We start from the raw sequence: 15,982 nt of genomic DNA, 5'->3' as shown, positions 1-15,982 counted from the left end.
AAACGCGAATCCACACCCGCCGCGAACGCAGGCTTAAGATTCGCTGAAGATCCGTCGTCTTGTCCCCCATTCGGTGGACACGCGGGATCGGCTGAGGGTAGGTTGAAATCACTTGACGCACTGGGACGGGTTTCGCCGAGTGACGAACGCCGGGCAGACGACTGGGGAGTCGAACACCGGCACGTCACGGCATACGGTGACGCCCAAACGCGGAAAGAGGGTGGGTGCCACGAGTGATCGTCTTTGGGGATCGAAGACTCGCGGCACCCACGATGGCTATGTCACCGCAGGCGACGGTCCCGTCTGGGGAACGGGCGCTTCATCGAGCTGGGGACCCGACGCGACGCCCGCGTGACCAACCGGTTCCACGCTACTTGTCGGCCCGACCGATGTCGAGCCGACCGGCGGCGCGCCGGATTCACCCGCCGCGCCCCCGCAGGGCCGGAGCCAGCCAGAGCGCGATGGTCTCAGCGTAGGACGGACGTGGCGCCGCGCGTCACTCGCCGCGGGAGATGCGCACCATCTCGTCGCGGGGCACGACCTTGATCCGGGCGCGCTCGTGCGGCGCGCCCAGGGCGATCTCGTGCGCGTCCAGGCGGTGCCAGCCGTCCAGGTCGGTCCAGGCGACGCCGCGCTCGGCCAGCAGCTGCGGGATCGACTCCTCCTCCGGATGAGCCGGGTTCCACCACGACGCCTGGTCGTTGATCACGTGCCGCACGGTCTCCATCGCGTCCGACTTGGTGTGGCCGATCAGGCCGACCGGCCCGCGCTTGACCCATCCGGTGGCGTACACACCGGGCACGTGCTCGTTCGACTCCTTGCGCAGCACCTGGCCCTCCCGGTTGGGGACGACGCCATGCCGCTTGTCGAAGGGGATGCCCGGCAGCGGCGAACCGAAGTAGCCGATCGCCCGGTAGACGGCCTGCACCGGCACCTCGCGCACCTCTCCGGTGCCGACGACCCCGCCCTGCCCGTCGGGGCGGGTGCGCTCGTACACGAAGGCGATCGCCCGGCCCTCGGCATCCGTGCGCACCTGAAGGGGTTTCGCATAGAAATGCAGGTGCAGACGTCGGGATGCCTCGCCCCCGGCGCCGTTCGCGCTCGGACGCTGGCGCCAGGACTGCAGGATGCGGTCGATGACCATCACCTGCTTGTTCGTGGCGATCGCCTCCTTCGAGGCCTCGTCGTAGTCGAAGTCCTCGTCGTACAGCACCATGTCGACGTCGCGCAGCTCGCCCAGCTCACGCAGCTCGAGCGGGGTGAACTTCACCTGCGCGGGGCCACGCCGACCGAACACGTGCACGTCGGTGACCTTCGAGGCGGCCAGTCCGTCGTGCACGTTCGGCGGGATCTCGGTGGGCAGCAGGTCCTCGACGTGCTTGGCCAGCATCCGCGACACGTCCAGGGCCACGTTGCCGTTGCCCACAACGGCGACGGATGCCGCCTCCAGCGGCCACTCGCGGGGCACATCGGGGTGACCGTCGTACCAGCTGACGAAGTCGCCGGCCCCGAACGATCCGATCGCGTCGGCGCCGGGGATCGGCAGCGGCGAGTCGCGCACCGCTCCGGTGGCGAAGATCACCGCGTGGTAGTGCTCGCGCAAGTCGTCCAGGGTCAGGTCGGTGCCGAACTCGACGTTGCCGAAGATGCGGATGTCGCCGCGGTCGAGCACGTCGCGCAGGGCCGTGATGATCCCCTTGATGCGCGGGTGGTCGGGGGCGACGCCGTAGCGGACGAGCCCGTAGGGCGCGGGCAGCCGCTCGAACAGGTCGATGGAGACGTCGAACTTGCGCTCGGCCTTCAGCAGGTTGTCGGCGGCGTAGATGCCCGCCGGGCCCGCGCCGATGATCGCCAGCCGGAGCTTGGTCATGGAGTCCTCTCGGAATGGTCGGGCGCGGCCGTTCGGCCCGGCCCGTGCAGAAGGGTCAGCTGCTGCGATCGGCGACGGCCTCGGCGAAGCGGGTGAGCGCCTCGCGGACCGGTCCGTCGGGCAGCGGTTCGATCGCCGCGATCGCCTCGAGCGACCACTGGCGGGCCAGTTCCCGCGTCTGGGCGGTGGCGTCGTGCTCGCGCAGGGCCGTCAGCGCCTCGTCGAGGATGCCGGGGTCGGCTCCGTCGGCGATCTCGGCGACGCCGGCGTCGATGCGGGCGTGCAGCGCGGCGGATGCGGCATCCGTGCGCTGCCCGAGCAGCAGGTAGGGCATCGTCGGCACGCCGGCGCGCAGATCGGTGCCGGGCACCTTGCCGGTCTCGTCCGGATCACCGGACAGGTCGATGACGTCGTCCAGCAGCTGGAACGCGACACCGGCCTTCTCGCCGAACGTGACCAGCGGCTGCCGGTATTCGTCCGGGCCGTTGCTGAAGATGACACCGGACTGGGCGGCCGCGGCGATCAGCGACCCGGTCTTGTCCGAGAGCACCTGCAGGTAGAACGCGACCGGGTCGTCGCCGGGCTGGGCGCCGATCGTCTCGTGCATCTGGCCGAGCACCAGGCGCTCGAACGTGTCGGCCTGCAGCCGGATGGCGCGGTCGCCATGGCGGGCCATGATCTGGCTGGCACGGGAGAACAGCAGGTCCCCGGTGAGGATGGCGATGCTGTTGCCCCACACCGAGTGCGCGGCCGGGACGCCGCGGCGCACGTCCGCGTCGTCCATCACGTCGTCGTGGTACAGCGAGCCCAGATGGGTCAGCTCCAGGGCCGTGGCCGACTCGATGACGGCATCGGTGAGGCCGTCGCCGAGCTGGCAGGTCAGCAGCACCAGCATCGGCCGGATGCGCTTTCCGCCGGCCTCGTAGAGGTACCGGGTGGTGGCATCCACGAGCGGATCGGTCATCCGCAGCTCGTCGGCCAGGGCGCTCTCGACGCGCGTCAGGCCGTCTTCGACGGTGCGCATCAGCTTGCGGGACTTGGCGCCGGCGAAGACCCGTTCGGTCAAGCCGAGCCGGCCCGCCACGCGCGAGCCCGGCACGGAAGGGCTCGGAGTCACCCCTCCAGCCTACCCGGCTGGTTTCGCAGGTCCGGCTTCGTGGCGCGGTGCAGCGCGACGATCCCGAATGTGAGGTTGCGGTAGGCGACATCGGTCCAGCCCGCCGCGCGGATCCAGGCGGCCAGGGCGCGCTGGTCGGGCCATTCGCGGATGGACTCGTTGAGGTATTCGTAGGCTTCGGCGTTCGTGCTGACGGCCTTGGCGACCACCGGCAGGATCCGGTTGTTGTAGAAGCCGTAGAGCCCGGCGAAGGCCGTCGACTGGGGGTGGGAGAACTCGCAGATCACCAGGTGTCCGCCGGGCCGGGTCACGCGCAGCATCTCGGCGAGCGCCCGCTGCGGCTCGTTCACGTTGCGCAGTCCGAACGAGATCGTGACGGTGTCGAACGTGTCGTCGTCGAACGGCAGGGCCACAGCATCCGCCTGCTCGAACGTGAGGTTCGGGATGCCGGAGTGCCGGCGGCGGCCTTCGGCGATCATCCCCGGCGAGAAGTCGGCGGCCACGACCTCGGCGCCGCTGCGGGCGAGCGAGACCGAGCTGGCCCCGGTGCCGGCGGCCAGGTCGAGGATGCGCCGGCCCGGACGCGGCGCGACCGCGCGCGTGGCCGCGATGCGCCACAGCTTGTCGTTGCCCAGGCTCAGCACTGTGTTGGTGCGGTCGTAGCCGGCCGCGACCTGGTCGAACATGCCGCTGACCCGGCCCGGGTCCTTGCCGAGGTCGGCGCGATTCGGCTCTGCACTCACCCGTCGAGTCTAGGCCGGGCGGCTCGGGTCAGCGGCGGAGTGCCGCGAGGCGGTCGAACCAGGGCGCGGCGGTGGCGTCGTCGAACGGCGGGGCGGATGCTTCGACCCGTCCCTTCAGCTCGGTGGCGAGCTGTTCGAGCCGGGCGACGACATCCAGCGGGTAGCCCTGGGCGATGCGGTGCTCGTCCCATTCGTCCTCGTCGTCGATCCAGATGCGGCCGTGCACGTCGCGGATGACGTCGAGGTCCATGTCGATGCCGCCCGGCTCCGTCCCGGTCCAGTGCACATCCCACGCGAGGTCGATGTACACGCGGTAGTCAGCGGGCGGCGCCTGGTTGAACGTGAGCGCGTATTCGCCGCTCGGCGGGATCAGCGTGACGTTCGGCCCGGCCGCGGTGATCTCGCGCCCCGGGCGGTGGCTGCGCCATCCCGCCGGCTGCCCGACCCAGTCGCCCCAGTCGTCCGAGCCGAGGAAGAGGCAGTCGTGCTCCCAGTGCGGCGAGCCGTCCCATTTCCGCCACCGGAAGGTCAGCCGAGTCCCGGGCCGCGGGCGGTCTGCGTCGCTCACCCGCCGAGTCTACGGCCCTCCCCTCTCCTTCCGGGATCTCCTTCCGGGATCGTACGATTTGGCCGAGTGAACATCATCCTGGGCCGAAATTGATGTGCACTCGGCCGAATCGTACGATCTCGAGACACAGGCAGGGCGGGACGAGGAGGGGCGGGACGAGCGAGGGGCGAGGGCGCCGTAGGCTGGAGGGGTGACCGGATCGCCCTCCCTGCGACTGCACGTCCGCACGCGCGAAGTCGATCCGGCGGCCGATCTCATCGAGTACGCCGACCCGGCGGCGCCCCTGGTCTGGCTGCGCCGCGGCGATGGGATGGCCGCCCGCGGCAGCGTCACCCGCATCGACGTCGACGCGACCGCGCACGAGCCCCGCGCCGAGGCGCTCTCCCGCGCCTGGACGCGTCTGGCCGCGCACGCCGTCATCGACGACACGGTCGGCATCCCCGGCACCGGCCTGATCGGCTTCGGCGCCCTCACCTTCGACGAGCGCTCGGCCGCGTCCAGCTCGATCGTCGTGCCCGAGCTGATCATCGGCCGGCGGGGTGGACGCGGCTGGGTCACCAGCATCCGTCTCGACGACGGGCAGGATGCCGCACCCGACCCCGCGCCGATCCTCTACGACCCGTATTGGTCGGCGACCCTGGGCCCGGGCGCGCTCGACCCGGACGGATACCAGGCCGCCGTCACCGCGGCGCTGGCGACGATCGCGGCGGGCGAGGTCGGCAAGGTGGTGCTGGCCCGCGACCTGGTCGGCACCGTCCCGGCGGGGGCCGACCTGCGCCGGCTGGTGCACGAACTGGCCACCGGATACCCCGACACCTGGACATATGCCGTCGACGGCATCATCGGGGCGAGTCCCGAGACCCTCGCCACCGTGAACGGCGGTCGGGTGACCGCCCGCGTGCTGGCCGGCACCTCGGCACGCGGCGCGGATGCGCCGGAGGATGCCGCGGCCGCCGTCGCTCTGGCGGCCAGCGCCAAGGACCTCGACGAGCACGCCTACGCCGTGCAGAGCGTGCTGGACGCCCTCACGCCGCACACCACCGGCCTGACCGCGGACGAGCATCCGTTCACGCTCGAGCTGCCCAACGTCTGGCACCTCGCCACCGACGTCGCCGGCACGCTGACCGACGGCGCGACTTCACTGGACCTGATCCGCACGCTGCACCCCACGGCGGCCGTGGCCGGAACGCCGACGAATGCCGCGATCGAGGTGATCCGCCGGCTCGAGCCGTTCGACCGCGGCCGGTACGCCGGCCCGGTCGGCTGGATCGACGCCCGCGGCGACGGCGAGTGGGCGATCGCGCTGCGCGGAGCGGAGTTCGGCACGCAGGCCGTCGGCGGCCTGATCCCGGTGACCGCGCATGCCGGCGCCGGCATCGTCGCCGGCAGCGACCCCGAGACCGAGCTGCTCGAGACCCGGGTGAAGTTCCGCCCGATCGTCGACGCCCTGGCCTGAGACATCCCGCCGCGGAAGTCGCGCGTTCAGATCGAGCGCTGGTAGCTGCGCAGCGCGCGCACCGCCCACCAGAATGCCAGCGCCGCCAGCAGCACGAGCCCTCCGGCCTGCCACCAGGCGCCATCCGGAAGCGACCCGGACAGCCCGCCCCGACCGAGCTCGACGGCCCAGGTCATCGGGTTCCATCGCGAGACGGCCTGCACCCAGGAGGGCATGAGTGCGGCCGGCATCATCGTGGTCGACAGGAACGTGGCCGGCAGGACGATCATCTGCGAGAGGCTGATGAGCGCGATCTGGCTGCGCGAGATCAGCGCGACCGCCGTCGAACAGCAGCAGAAGATCGTCGCCAGCACCGTCGCGACGGCCAGGGCCAGCAGCATCCCGCCGATTCCGCCCGGGTAGCGGGCGCCGGCGAGCGCGCCGATGCCGAGCACGATCAGGGACTGGGCGAGGTTGATGATCAGCTGCTGCACGAGCTGCCCGGTGATGATGGCCGAACGCCGGATCGGTGAGCTGAGGTACTGATCCATCACCCCCGAGCCGATGTCGTCGATGTAGCCGGTGCCGGCCCAGGCGCCCGAGTAGAGGACGGTCATCATCAGGATGCCGGGCACGAGATAGGCGATGTACCCGCTGCCCCCGAACTGCGGCAGCACCCCGAGCGACCGGAAGACCTGGCCGAACAGCACGATCCAGATCACCGGCTGCAGCAGGCTCATCACCGGTCCCCATACCTGCCGGAACGTGGAGATCAGCCAGCGGCGCAGCACCTGGCCGGTTTGCGTGAACCAACCCGCGCGGTACACCGCGGGGGCATGGATTGCGAGGGCGGTCATGCCGCGACTCCTTCCGGGACGTCGGCGTGCTCGCCGAAGGTGCGGCCGACGAAGTGCAGGTACACGTCGTCCAGCGTGGGGTGGGATGCCGAGACCTGGCCGTATCGGATGCCCGCGGCATCCAGCGCCACGATCACGGCGCCGACGGCGGCCGAGGCGTCGTCGGTGCGGGCGGCCAGGAGGCCGCCGACACCGGATGCCTCGACCACCACGTCGCGCAGGCCCGGCACCCCCGAGATCGCGGTGCGGACGGCCGCGGCATCGGGCTCGACCAGGCTCACGCGCAGCGAGTCTCCGTGCAGCGCGGCCTTGAGCTGATCGGGCGTGCCCGCCACGACGGCGCGGCCGCGGTTCACGACCAGCAGCTCGTCGGCGAGGCGGTCGGCCTCTTCCATGTAGTGCGTGGTCAGCACGACCGTGAGCGCCTCCTGGGCGGACAGCCGGCGGATCTCGGCCCACATCGTCGCGCGGGCCTCGGGGTCCAGCCCGGTCGTGGGCTCGTCGAGGAACAGCACCCGCGGCCGGTGCACGAGGGCCGCGGCCACGTCGAGTCGGCGACGCATGCCGCCGGAGAACGTCGAGACCGGGCGGCGGGATGCCTCGCCCAGCCCGAACTCGTCGAGCAGCCGGGCCGCACGTCGGCGGGCATCGCCGGTGCTCGCCCCGCGCAGCCGGGCGGCGATCTCGAGGTTCTCGGCGGCCGTCAGCACCGGGTCGGTGCTCGCGCCCTGGGAGACGTAGCCGATCGCGGCGCGCACGGCGTCGGCCTCGCGGCCCACGTCGTGCCCGGCGACCCGGGCGGTGCCGCTCGTCGGGCGCGACAGCGTGGTGAGGATCTTGGTGGTCGTGGACTTTCCGGCCCCGTTCGGACCGAGCAGGCCGAACACGCGGCCGGCGGGCACGGTCAGGCTGAGGCCGTCCAGGGCCCGGACCGCCGGACGGCGGCCGCGGCCGGGGTAGACCTTGACGAGCTCGTCGGCCGAGATGGCGTTTTCAGGCATGGCGAAGCATCCCTTCCTTATCGAGGTGGGTGACGGAGACGGTGGTGCGGGACGGCGGGGGCCGGGTCATCGCTCCTTGCGCGGGGCGAACATCATCCGGGCCAGCACGAGCATCATCGCGGCAAGGCCGCCGAGGAAGGCCAGCGGCGCCCACCACCAGCCGACCGTGAACACCAGCAGCACGATCAGGCCGAACGTGACCAGCCAGATCGCCGCGCTGTAGATGCCGAAGCGGGCGGCGGTCTCGGGCTCGGTCTCGAACCGGTTCGGCGGCATGTCGGCGTGCGCCTGGCGGGTCCAGGCTTTGTGGCGGTTGGTCTGGGTGGCGCCCAGGAACGCGTACAGGATGATCGCGCCGATCACGCCGACGGCGGCGAACACGACGGTCCAGACGGGCAGCGCCCGGGTGAGGATGAGCCCGACCAGGCCCAGGCCGAAGACGCCGAGGAACGTCGCGACCCCGTAGCCGGCGGCGCGCGGCTGCGGCATCGGGTGGTTGGTGGTGGTCTCCTGCGAGAGTGCGTCGCCCACCAGCATCCACGCCCCGGTCGAGGTGATGCCCAGCAGCAGGAACAGCAGCCCGATCGGCACCGGCAGGATTCCGGTCGCCCCGAGCGTGCCGAGGGTCAGCCCCACGACGACGGCGAGCGCCCAGGCGACGGTGCGCACGACGAACCCGGCTTTGGGCCGCACCCGGTGCACGGCGTAGGCGGCGGCGTCGTACCCGTCGCGCTTCGCCCGCGGGGTCACCGCTTCGCCCAGCAGCTCGCGCACATCGCCCAGCTCCGTGACGGCGCGGGATGCGGCATCCGTCGCCGGCACACCGGATGCCTCGAGCTCGGCGACCCGTGCGATCAGGTTGGCGCGGACCTCCTCCTTCAGGTCCTGCGTGTCCGGCGTCATCTCGATACCGGCGAAGGCCTCGTCCAGGAGGCGATGGATGTCGGTGTTCATTGCTCTGCGGCCTTCCGAGGGGTCTCGCCGGGGGTCAGGAGGGAGTCGATGATGCGCCGGGTCGCGACCCAGGCGGCGACGTTGGACGTGTAGACCGCACGGCCGGCGTCGGTGATGCGGTAGTACTTGCGGCGGCCGCCCTGAGTCTCGTCGCCCCAGTACGACTCGGCGAGGCCGTCGCGCTCCAGGCGCCGATACGTGGCGTAGAGGGTGGCCTCTTTGATCTCGTAGTCGCCGCCGGTGGCCTCGCGGATCGCCTTGTAGATCTCGAAGCCGTAGCTGTCGCCGCGCCGGAGCACGCCGAGCACGATGGTGTCGGTGTGGCCGCGGATCAGGTCGGCGGCGAAGGCGCTGTCTTCACTCACGTCAAGTACTGTATCACATCAACTACTCTACGAGGAAGAACAGACTGCCGGCGGCGAGAAGCGCTGCCGCGGTCGAAGTCAGGTCGCGCGCAGCCGCTCGCGCTCGGCGGCGACGTCATAGGTCGCGGCCGGCCAGTGCGGGCCGATGTCGGCCAGCGCATCGAGCATGAGGCCCTGCACCGCCAGCCGCGCGTACCACTTGCGGTTCGCCGGGACGACGTACCAGGGTGCGGCGTCGGTCGAGGTCCGGTCGAAGACCGTCTGGTACGCGCTCATGTAGGCGGGCCACAGCATCCGCTCGTCCACATCGCCGGGGTTGTACTTCCAGTGCTTGTCGGGGCGGTCCAGCCGCTCCATCAGCCGGTCGCGCTGCTCTCCCGACGAGATGTGCAGCATGACCTTCACGATGCGGGTGCCGGATGCCGCCAACTCGGCCTCGAACGCGTTGATGGCGTCGTACCGCCGCTCGATCTCGGCGGGGTCGGCGAGCTCGCGCACCTTGCCGATCAGCACGTCCTCGTAGTGCGAGCGGTCGAACACGCCGATCATGCCCGGCTCGGGCAGCCGGGAGCGCACCCGCCACAGGAAGTCGTGCGCCAGCTCCTCCGGGGTCGGCTTCTTGAACGCCGCCAGCGACACGCCCTGCGGGTCGACCGACCCGACCACGTGCCGGATGATGCCGCCCTTGCCCGCGGTGTCCATCGCCTGCAGCACGAGCAGGACCGAGGCATCCGTCCCCCCGCCGCGGCTCTCGGCGAACAACCGCTCCTGCAGCTCGCTCATCTCGTCCGCGCCGGCGACGAGGTCGTCGATCGAGTCGCGCTTGCGGCGGCCGTAGCCGGGCGTGGCCTCGGCATCCACCCGGTCCAGCCGGAATCCGCGCCCCACGCGCAGGAGGGTCGAGACGTCACCGGTCCAGTGCTTCTGGCTCTTCGAGGTCATGAGGCCATCATGGCCGCGGCCCGGCGGCGGCGCTACCGCGGCAGCGGCACCTCGATGATGCGGAGCCCGCCGGCGGTCAGCGCCTGGTCGAGCCCGGAGCGGGTGGCGACCCGCTCGTGCTCCCAGCCGTACGCGGCCGCCAGCCCGGCGATGTCGACCTGCTGCGGCGTGTACATCACGCGGGCCATGGCCTCGGCGTCCGTGGTCGCCGCGACCTCGAGGCCGTCGAAGATCGTGCCCCCGCCGTCGTTGCCGACGATGACCTGGATGCGCAGGTCGCGCTCGGGCTCGGGCAGGAGCAGGGCCCCCACGTCGTGCAGCAGCGCCAGATCGCCCAGCAGCACCCGGGTGACGCCGACGCCCCCGTCGTCGCGGAGGGCCGCGGCGATTCCGATCGCGGTCGAGACGGTGCCGTCGATGCCGGCAAGTCCCCGGTTGGCGTGCACCGGCACCTTCTTGCCCGGCAGGATGCCGTCGGCCACCCGCACCAGACGCGACGAGCCGAACATCAGCCGGTCATGCGGCCAGGTCGCGCGCCACACGGCATCCACCAGCAGTTCGCGCGACAGCGGGGTGCGCAGGATGTCGACCTCGGCCGAGATCGCGCTGAGCCGCTCGCGCGGAACGGCCGAGGCCAGTCCGTCCGCGTCGGGGGCGGGCGGGGTCAGATCCACCGCGGCCGCGCGGGAGGCCCGCATCCACTCCCCCCGCCAGTCGCGGTCGCCTTCGCCGTCGGCGACGACGACGGATGCCGCGGGCACGGTCGCCCCGTTCAGGTTCAACCGCTCGCCCGGCCCGTCGACGGCGATCACCTCGACGTCGCGCCGCGCCAGCAGCGCGGTGACCTCGCGCGACAGGGTGGGATGCCCGAACACGACCGCCCGCTGGACGCGTCCGCCCAGCTCCGGGTCGCGCAGCAGGGCGCGGTGCCCGTGCACGAGGTGACGACCGAAGCGCGCCCCGCTGACGATCTCGGCGACCAGCGGCCAGTCGCCGTCGTGGGCGAGCTGCTCGGCGGAAGGTCCGGCATCGGCTCCGGCGACGACGATCGTGCGCGGGCCGCGGTCGAGGATGCGCGGGCCGGTGCCGGCCGGTCTCTGCGGCGCCCGGCCCTTCGACTCGTCGCTGCGCTCCTCGCTCAGGGACCTGGCAGGGTCAGGTCCCGGAGCGAGCGAAGCGAGTCGAGAGGCCGGCAGCCATCCGGGCAGCGGCCCCGACAGCGGCTCGCGGTACGGCAGGTTCAGGTGCACCGGACCGCGGGGGCCGGCGCCGCCCTGCGCGGCATCCCACGCGGTGTCGGCGACCTCGCGCACCGCCGCGGCCTGCGGCGACGAGCCGTCTGGGTCGACGCCATCCGGGACGGGGAGGCCGATCTGCCAGCGCACGTGCGCACCGAACATGCCGGGCTGGTGGGTGGTCTGGTTCGCCCCGACGCCGCGCAGCTCGGGCGGCCGGTCGGCGGTCAGCAGCAGGAGCGGCACGCCGGAGTGATCCGCCTCCATCACCGCCGGCAGCAGGTTGGCGGTCGCTGTGCCGGACGTGCAGATCACGGCCGCCGGCATCCCCGATTCGCGGCCGAGGCCGAGGGCGGTGAAGCCGGCGACCCGCTCGTCGATGCGCACGTGCAGGCGGATCACACCGCGACGTTCGAGCTCGGCCGCGACCAGCGCCAGCGCCTGCGAGCGCGAGCCGGGGCTGAGCACGACATGCCGGATTCCCCGCTCGACGAGCCGGCCGAGCAGGGCGGCCGCAGCATCCGTGGCCGGCGACCCGTCAGCGCCCACGCGGGCTCGCCGGCGGGTCTTCGTCGTCGGGGTCGCTGCGGGCCAGGTCCTGCTCGAGCTGGCGGATGCGCTCCGCCTGCTCGGCGGCGCTGTGCCGTGCGGCATGCGGCCCGGCCGAGGACGGGCCCAGCCCGCGGAGGAATTCGGGGTCGTCGTCAGGGGCGATGACCCGCGACGCGCGGGCGCTCACGCGGCCCACCGTGAACCACAGGATGCCGCCCACGACCGGGAACACGATGACGATGACGACCCACACCGGCTTGCTCACACCCCGGTGGCGTGCGGGCGGCTGCACCGCGGCATCCACCACCGCGAACACCCAGAAGATCACCGCCGCGAGGACGAGGATCAGAAGCAGCCGAGCCATGCCCTCATCCTAAGCCGAGCCGCTGGGACGAGCCCCGTTCCGGAGCCCGCACACAGGCGTCCTGCATAGGATGGACAGGTGAAGACCCGATCCGTCGTCCTCTACTCGGTGCTGCGCCTGCTGGCGTTCCTGGTGCCGCTGGGGATCATGCTGCTGTTCCCGATCTTCCGGGAGATGTACTGGATCGCGCTGATCTTCGCCGCGCTGATCGGGGTGTCGCTGTCGATCATCTTCCTGCGTCGTCCGCTCGATGACGTCGCCTCGGGCCTGGCCGCTCGCCGTGAGCAGCGCACGCAGAAGACGGATGCCGAGAAGGACGCCGATCTGGAGGATGCCGCGAACGCGGCGCTGCGCCACGAGGACGCCGACGGCGACGCCGCGCGCTGATCAGCCGAAGTACGCCCACATCAGCAGCGCGCCGTACGCCACCGAGGTGAGCGATGTGATCCCGAGCGCCACCACCAGTTCGCGCGGCTCGCGATAGAGCCACACGATGAGCAGGGCGGGGATGCCGCCCAGCAGCGCCATGAACACGAGCCAGGCGATCGGGTAGAACACCGCGATCAGCCCGGCCACCGCGAACGCCAGCACGACGCAGGCCGTGAACAGGATCTGCGATCCGCGTCTGCCGATCAGCACCGACAGCGTCTTCTTGCCGGCCGCGCGGTCCTGGTCGATGTCGCGCAGGTTGTTGGCGACCAGCACCGCCACGGCCAGCAGCCCCGCGCCGATGCCGCCGAGCCAGGCCTCCTGGGGAGCCGACTGCACCTGGATCCAGGTGGTGCCCACCGTGGCGACGAGGCCGAAGAAGACGAACACGAACACCTCGCCCAGCGCGTGGTACCCGTACGGGCGCTTGCCGCCGGTGTAGAACCACGCGGCGACGATGCAGGCCGCCCCGACCAGCAGCATCCACCACTGCTGCGTGCGGATCACCAGCGCGAGCCCGACGATCCCGGCCAGGGCGAAGAACGACAGCGCGACGACCAGCACCGTGCGCGCCTTCACCTTGCGCGATGCGGTCAGGCGTGCCGGCCCGTGCCGCACGTCGTCGGTGCCGCGCACCCCGTCCGAGTAGTCGTTGGCGTAGTTGACGCCGATCTGCAGGAACACCGCGACCAGCAGACATCCGAGCGCCAGCACCCAGTGGAACCGGATGTCGATCACATGCGCCGCGCCGGTGCCGATGAGCACGGGCGTGATCGCCAGCGGCAGGGTGCGCAGCCGCGCGGCGCCGATCCAGTCGCCCGCCGTGGGCTTGGGGATGCGGCGCACGGGCGCCTTCGCCGGGTTGCCGCCGGTCTTGCCGCGGGCGCGGGTACGGGTGTTGCGCGAGGATCCAGCCACGAGAGCACATTGTAGGGGCCGGATCGGTGGATGCCGCATCCGGGCACCCCGTGCCGGGTGCTGCGCTCGGCTCAGCGCAGCGCCAGCACGGCCTGACGGATCGTCTCGCGGTCGGGCTTGCCGCTGTGCAGGGTCGCGAGCTGGTCGACCAGCACCAGCCGTGCCGGCCGCGCGTGCGCACCGAGCTGGGCGGCGACCGCCCGGCGGGCCTCGTCCAGCTGCCCGGACTCGCTGCGGCGCAGCGCGTCGCCGCGGGCGACGACGATGACGGATGCCTCGCCCCACGTGGGATCCGGGACGGCGACGACGACCGCGGTGGCCAGGCCCGGGACATCCCGGACGATGCGCTCCACCCGGTCCAGCGAGATGTTGATGCCGCCCGAGACGATCACGTTGTCGATCCGTCCGTGGACGCGCAGGACGCCGTCCTCGACGAGACCGGCGTCGCCGGTGCGGTACCAGCGGACTCCCTCCGCGTCGCGCACGAACACCCGGTCGGTCAGCTCCACGTCGCCGAGGTAGCCGTCGGCGAGCATGGGCCCGGCCAGCCGCACCTCGCCGTCGACGATGCGAACCTGAACGCCCGGCAGTGCGGCGCCGTCGTACACGCAGCCGCCGCACGTCTCGGTGGAGCCGTACGTCCGGACGATGCGGGCGCCGGCCTCCAGCGCGCGCTCGCGGACGGCCGGCGGCAGCGCCTGCCCGCCGACGAGGATCGCCGAGAAGCAGCGCAGCGCGGCGGCGACTGCCCGGTCGGTCTCGGCGACGTCCAGCAGCCGGCTCAGCTGTGCCGGCACCAGCGAGGTGTAGGCCGAGCCGGCGGGCATCATCAGCGCCGCCGCGGCGAATGCCTGGGGCTGGAACGATCCCTGCAGCAGGACGGGCTCGCACCCGGCCAGCAGCGACCGGCTGAGCACCTGGAGCCCGGCGACATAGCCGGCCGGCAGCGCGAGCAGCCACGTGCCCGCGCCGATCCGCTCCGCGGTGGCGTGGGCGCTGGCGATCAGCGCGTCCCGGCTGAGCACGACGCTCTTGGGCACGCCGGTGGATCCGGAGGTCGTGATCACGGCGGCCGTGCCCTCCGGGATCTCGGCGGCCGCGGCATCCGCCGTGTTCGCCGTGGGCGGGGCGCTGTCCCGTCCGAGGGCGAGTGCCGGCCCGGTGCCGTCGAGCACCGCGCGAAGCGCCGCCAGGACCTCGGCGGCGTCGCCCGAGACCGGTGCGAGCCTCATCAGAAGTGCCACGGATACGGCGACCAGTCCGGGTCGCGCTTGCCCAGGAACGCGTCGCGCCCCTCGACGGCCTCGTCCGTGCCGTAGGCGAGCCGCGTCGCCTCGCCGGCGAACACCTGCTGGCCCATCAGCCCGTCGTCGACCGCGTTGAATGCGAACTTGAGCATCCGGATCGCGGTGGGCGACTTGGTCAGGATCGTGCGGGCCATCGCGATCGCCTCGCGCTCGAGGTCGGCATGCGGAACGACCCGATTCACCGCGCCCATCTCGTACGCGCGCTGCGCCGAGTACTCCTCGGCGAGGAAGAACACCTCGCGCGCGAACTTCTGGCCGATCTGCCGGGCGAAGTACGCCGACCCGTAGCCGGCGTCGAACGATCCGACATCCGCGTCCGTCTGCTTGAACCGGCCGTGCTCGGCCGAGGCGATCGTCAGATCGCACACCACGTGCAGCGAGTGACCGCCGCCGGCCGCCCAGCCCGGGACCACGGCGATCACGACCTTCGGCATGAACCGGATCAGCCGCTGCACCTCGAGGATGTGCAGGCGGCCGGCACGGGCCGGGTCGGCGACTGCGGTCTCGTCGTCGGAGTATTTGTACCCGTCGCGGCCGCGGATGCGCTGGTCGCCGCCCGAGCAGAAGGCCCATCCGCCGTCCTTGGCGCTCGGTCCGTTGCCGGTCAGCAGCACGACGCCGATCCTCGGGTCCTGCCGGGCGTTGTCCAGGGCGCGATACAGCTCGTCCACGGTGCGCGGCCGGAACGCGTTGCGCACCTCCGGCCGGTCGAACGCGATCCGGGCGATGCGGCCGTCCCGCGAGACGTGCGCGGTGATGTCGGTGTAGGCATCGGCGCCGGGTGCCGGCATCCACTCATCCGGGGCGAACAGCTCGGAAACACTCACCCGACCAGCCTACGCACCGGTGGGCGCGTGCGAGACTGGAAGCCGGGCGATCGTGTCAGCAGCGGCGCCCCGGGAAGGCGCACATGAAGATCACCCGATCGTCGGACTGGCGCGAGGCCATCCCCTTCGAGACCCCGATGATCGCCGATTCCGTGATGCCGGGCGAGCCCGCACGCTGCACCACGTGCGGCATCGACTCGGAGCCGCTCGCGCGCACCCAGCTCTGGGCGGTCAAACACCGGCATCCGCATGATCCGGCCGGCACCGTCCGGCTGTACTGCGCCGATCACACGCCGAAGACCGCCGCTCCGGTGGCTGCGGCATCCGCCGCCGCGCGGGCGCCGCGAGAGCGCCGGACGCCCGCCCGCGCCGCAAGCCGGGCAGCGCCCCGGGCCGCGCAGCAGGCGGAGAAGCCGGCGGTGGTGTGCCCGACCTGCTTCGTCGAGGTGCCGCCGACGGGCGTATGCGGCATGTGCGGCGAGCGGGTCGCCTGAGATC

At 72.0% G+C, this 15,982-nt stretch carries 17 protein-coding genes; 3 read left to right on the top strand and 14 right to left on the bottom strand.

Features of this window, described 5'->3' with window-relative positions; translation table 11 throughout:
• Positions 1-496: 496 nt before the first annotated feature.
• From AC0L6F_RS14230 to AC0L6F_RS14215, 4 genes are all read right to left on the bottom strand, one after another.
• Positions 497-1,870: an FAD-dependent oxidoreductase gene (locus tag AC0L6F_RS14230; protein WP_274637233.1), complete on the bottom strand. Its 1,374-nt coding sequence runs from the start codon at positions 1,868-1,870 to the stop codon at positions 497-499.
• A 55-nt stretch (positions 1,871-1,925) separates the two neighbouring features.
• The gene (locus AC0L6F_RS14225) at positions 1,926-2,987 is read right to left on the bottom strand and encodes a polyprenyl synthetase family protein (RefSeq protein ID WP_274637232.1); all 1,062 of its coding nucleotides are present in this window, start codon (positions 2,985-2,987) and stop codon (positions 1,926-1,928) included.
• Entirely contained in the window at positions 2,984-3,673 is a 690-nt protein-coding gene (locus tag AC0L6F_RS14220; RefSeq protein ID WP_473540010.1) for a class I SAM-dependent methyltransferase, read from the bottom strand. Before AC0L6F_RS14220 ends, AC0L6F_RS14225 begins: the two co-directional genes overlap by 4 nt.
• 85 nt (positions 3,674-3,758) lie before the next feature.
• Entirely contained in the window at positions 3,759-4,298 is a 540-nt protein-coding gene (locus tag AC0L6F_RS14215; protein ID WP_259611357.1) for a YgaC family protein, read from the bottom strand.
• Between the two features lie 190 nt (positions 4,299-4,488).
• Here AC0L6F_RS14215 and AC0L6F_RS14210 point away from each other — a divergent pair, with 190 nt between their 5' ends.
• On the top strand, positions 4,489-5,754 hold the full coding sequence (locus AC0L6F_RS14210; protein ID WP_473538383.1) for an isochorismate synthase: 1,266 nt from the start codon (positions 4,489-4,491) through the stop codon (positions 5,752-5,754).
• Positions 5,755-5,780: 26 nt separating this feature from the next.
• Here AC0L6F_RS14210 and AC0L6F_RS14205 read toward each other — a convergent pair whose 3' ends face one another.
• The 7 genes from AC0L6F_RS14205 to AC0L6F_RS14175 form a co-directional block, all read right to left on the bottom strand.
• The gene (locus AC0L6F_RS14205; protein ID WP_274637229.1) at positions 5,781-6,590 is read right to left on the bottom strand and encodes an ABC transporter permease; all 810 of its coding nucleotides are present in this window, start codon (positions 6,588-6,590) and stop codon (positions 5,781-5,783) included.
• Positions 6,587-7,591: an ABC transporter ATP-binding protein gene (locus tag AC0L6F_RS14200; protein WP_274637228.1), complete on the bottom strand. Its 1,005-nt coding sequence runs from the start codon at positions 7,589-7,591 to the stop codon at positions 6,587-6,589. Before AC0L6F_RS14200 ends, AC0L6F_RS14205 begins: the two co-directional genes overlap by 4 nt.
• A gap of 66 nt (positions 7,592-7,657) precedes the next feature.
• A complete protein-coding gene (locus AC0L6F_RS14195; RefSeq protein WP_259611355.1) occupies positions 7,658-8,545 on the bottom strand; it encodes a permease prefix domain 1-containing protein in 888 nt (295 codons plus the stop codon).
• Positions 8,542-8,910 (bottom strand): PadR family transcriptional regulator, encoded by a 369-nt coding sequence (locus AC0L6F_RS14190; RefSeq protein ID WP_259611354.1) that lies wholly within the window; start codon positions 8,908-8,910, stop codon positions 8,542-8,544. Before AC0L6F_RS14190 ends, AC0L6F_RS14195 begins: the two co-directional genes overlap by 4 nt.
• Before the next feature lie 78 nt (positions 8,911-8,988).
• Positions 8,989-9,852, bottom strand: coding sequence for a PPK2 family polyphosphate kinase (locus AC0L6F_RS14185; protein ID WP_473538381.1), 864 nt, complete (start codon positions 9,850-9,852; stop codon positions 8,989-8,991).
• Positions 9,853-9,884: 32 nt separating this feature from the next.
• Positions 9,885-11,741 (bottom strand): 2-succinyl-5-enolpyruvyl-6-hydroxy-3-cyclohexene-1-carboxylic-acid synthase, encoded by a 1,857-nt coding sequence (gene menD / locus AC0L6F_RS14180; RefSeq protein ID WP_473538380.1) that lies wholly within the window; start codon positions 11,739-11,741, stop codon positions 9,885-9,887.
• Positions 11,626-12,003, bottom strand: a complete 378-nt coding sequence (locus tag AC0L6F_RS14175; RefSeq protein WP_259611353.1) for a PLDc N-terminal domain-containing protein — start codon at positions 12,001-12,003, stop codon at positions 11,626-11,628. The genes menD and AC0L6F_RS14175 overlap by 116 nt, the downstream gene beginning before the upstream one ends.
• A gap of 78 nt (positions 12,004-12,081) precedes the next feature.
• On the opposite strand from AC0L6F_RS14175, the gene AC0L6F_RS14170 reads away from it, so the two are divergent.
• Entirely contained in the window at positions 12,082-12,390 is a 309-nt protein-coding gene (locus tag AC0L6F_RS14170) for a DUF4229 domain-containing protein (RefSeq protein ID WP_259611352.1), read from the top strand.
• On the opposite strand, the gene AC0L6F_RS14165 is transcribed toward AC0L6F_RS14170, so the two are convergent.
• From AC0L6F_RS14165 to AC0L6F_RS14155, 3 genes are all read right to left on the bottom strand, one after another.
• On the bottom strand, positions 12,391-13,350 hold the full coding sequence (locus AC0L6F_RS14165; protein ID WP_259611351.1) for a 1,4-dihydroxy-2-naphthoate polyprenyltransferase: 960 nt from the start codon (positions 13,348-13,350) through the stop codon (positions 12,391-12,393). It lies immediately after the preceding gene.
• 71 nt (positions 13,351-13,421) lie between these two features.
• The gene (locus tag AC0L6F_RS14160) at positions 13,422-14,582 is read right to left on the bottom strand and encodes an AMP-binding protein (protein ID WP_274637224.1); all 1,161 of its coding nucleotides are present in this window, start codon (positions 14,580-14,582) and stop codon (positions 13,422-13,424) included.
• Entirely contained in the window at positions 14,582-15,448 is an 867-nt protein-coding gene (locus AC0L6F_RS14155; RefSeq protein WP_435526281.1) for a 1,4-dihydroxy-2-naphthoyl-CoA synthase, read from the bottom strand. Before AC0L6F_RS14155 ends, AC0L6F_RS14160 begins: the two co-directional genes overlap by 1 nt.
• Before the next feature lie 119 nt (positions 15,449-15,567).
• Here AC0L6F_RS14155 and AC0L6F_RS14150 point away from each other — a divergent pair, with 119 nt between their 5' ends.
• A complete protein-coding gene (locus AC0L6F_RS14150; protein WP_259611349.1) occupies positions 15,568-15,978 on the top strand; it encodes a glucose-6-phosphate dehydrogenase in 411 nt (136 codons plus the stop codon).
• Positions 15,979-15,982 lie beyond the last annotated feature (4 nt).

The organism is Microbacterium sp. G2-16M (genome assembly GCF_055809115.1).
This window is presented reverse-complemented; position numbering and strand designations above follow the sequence as displayed.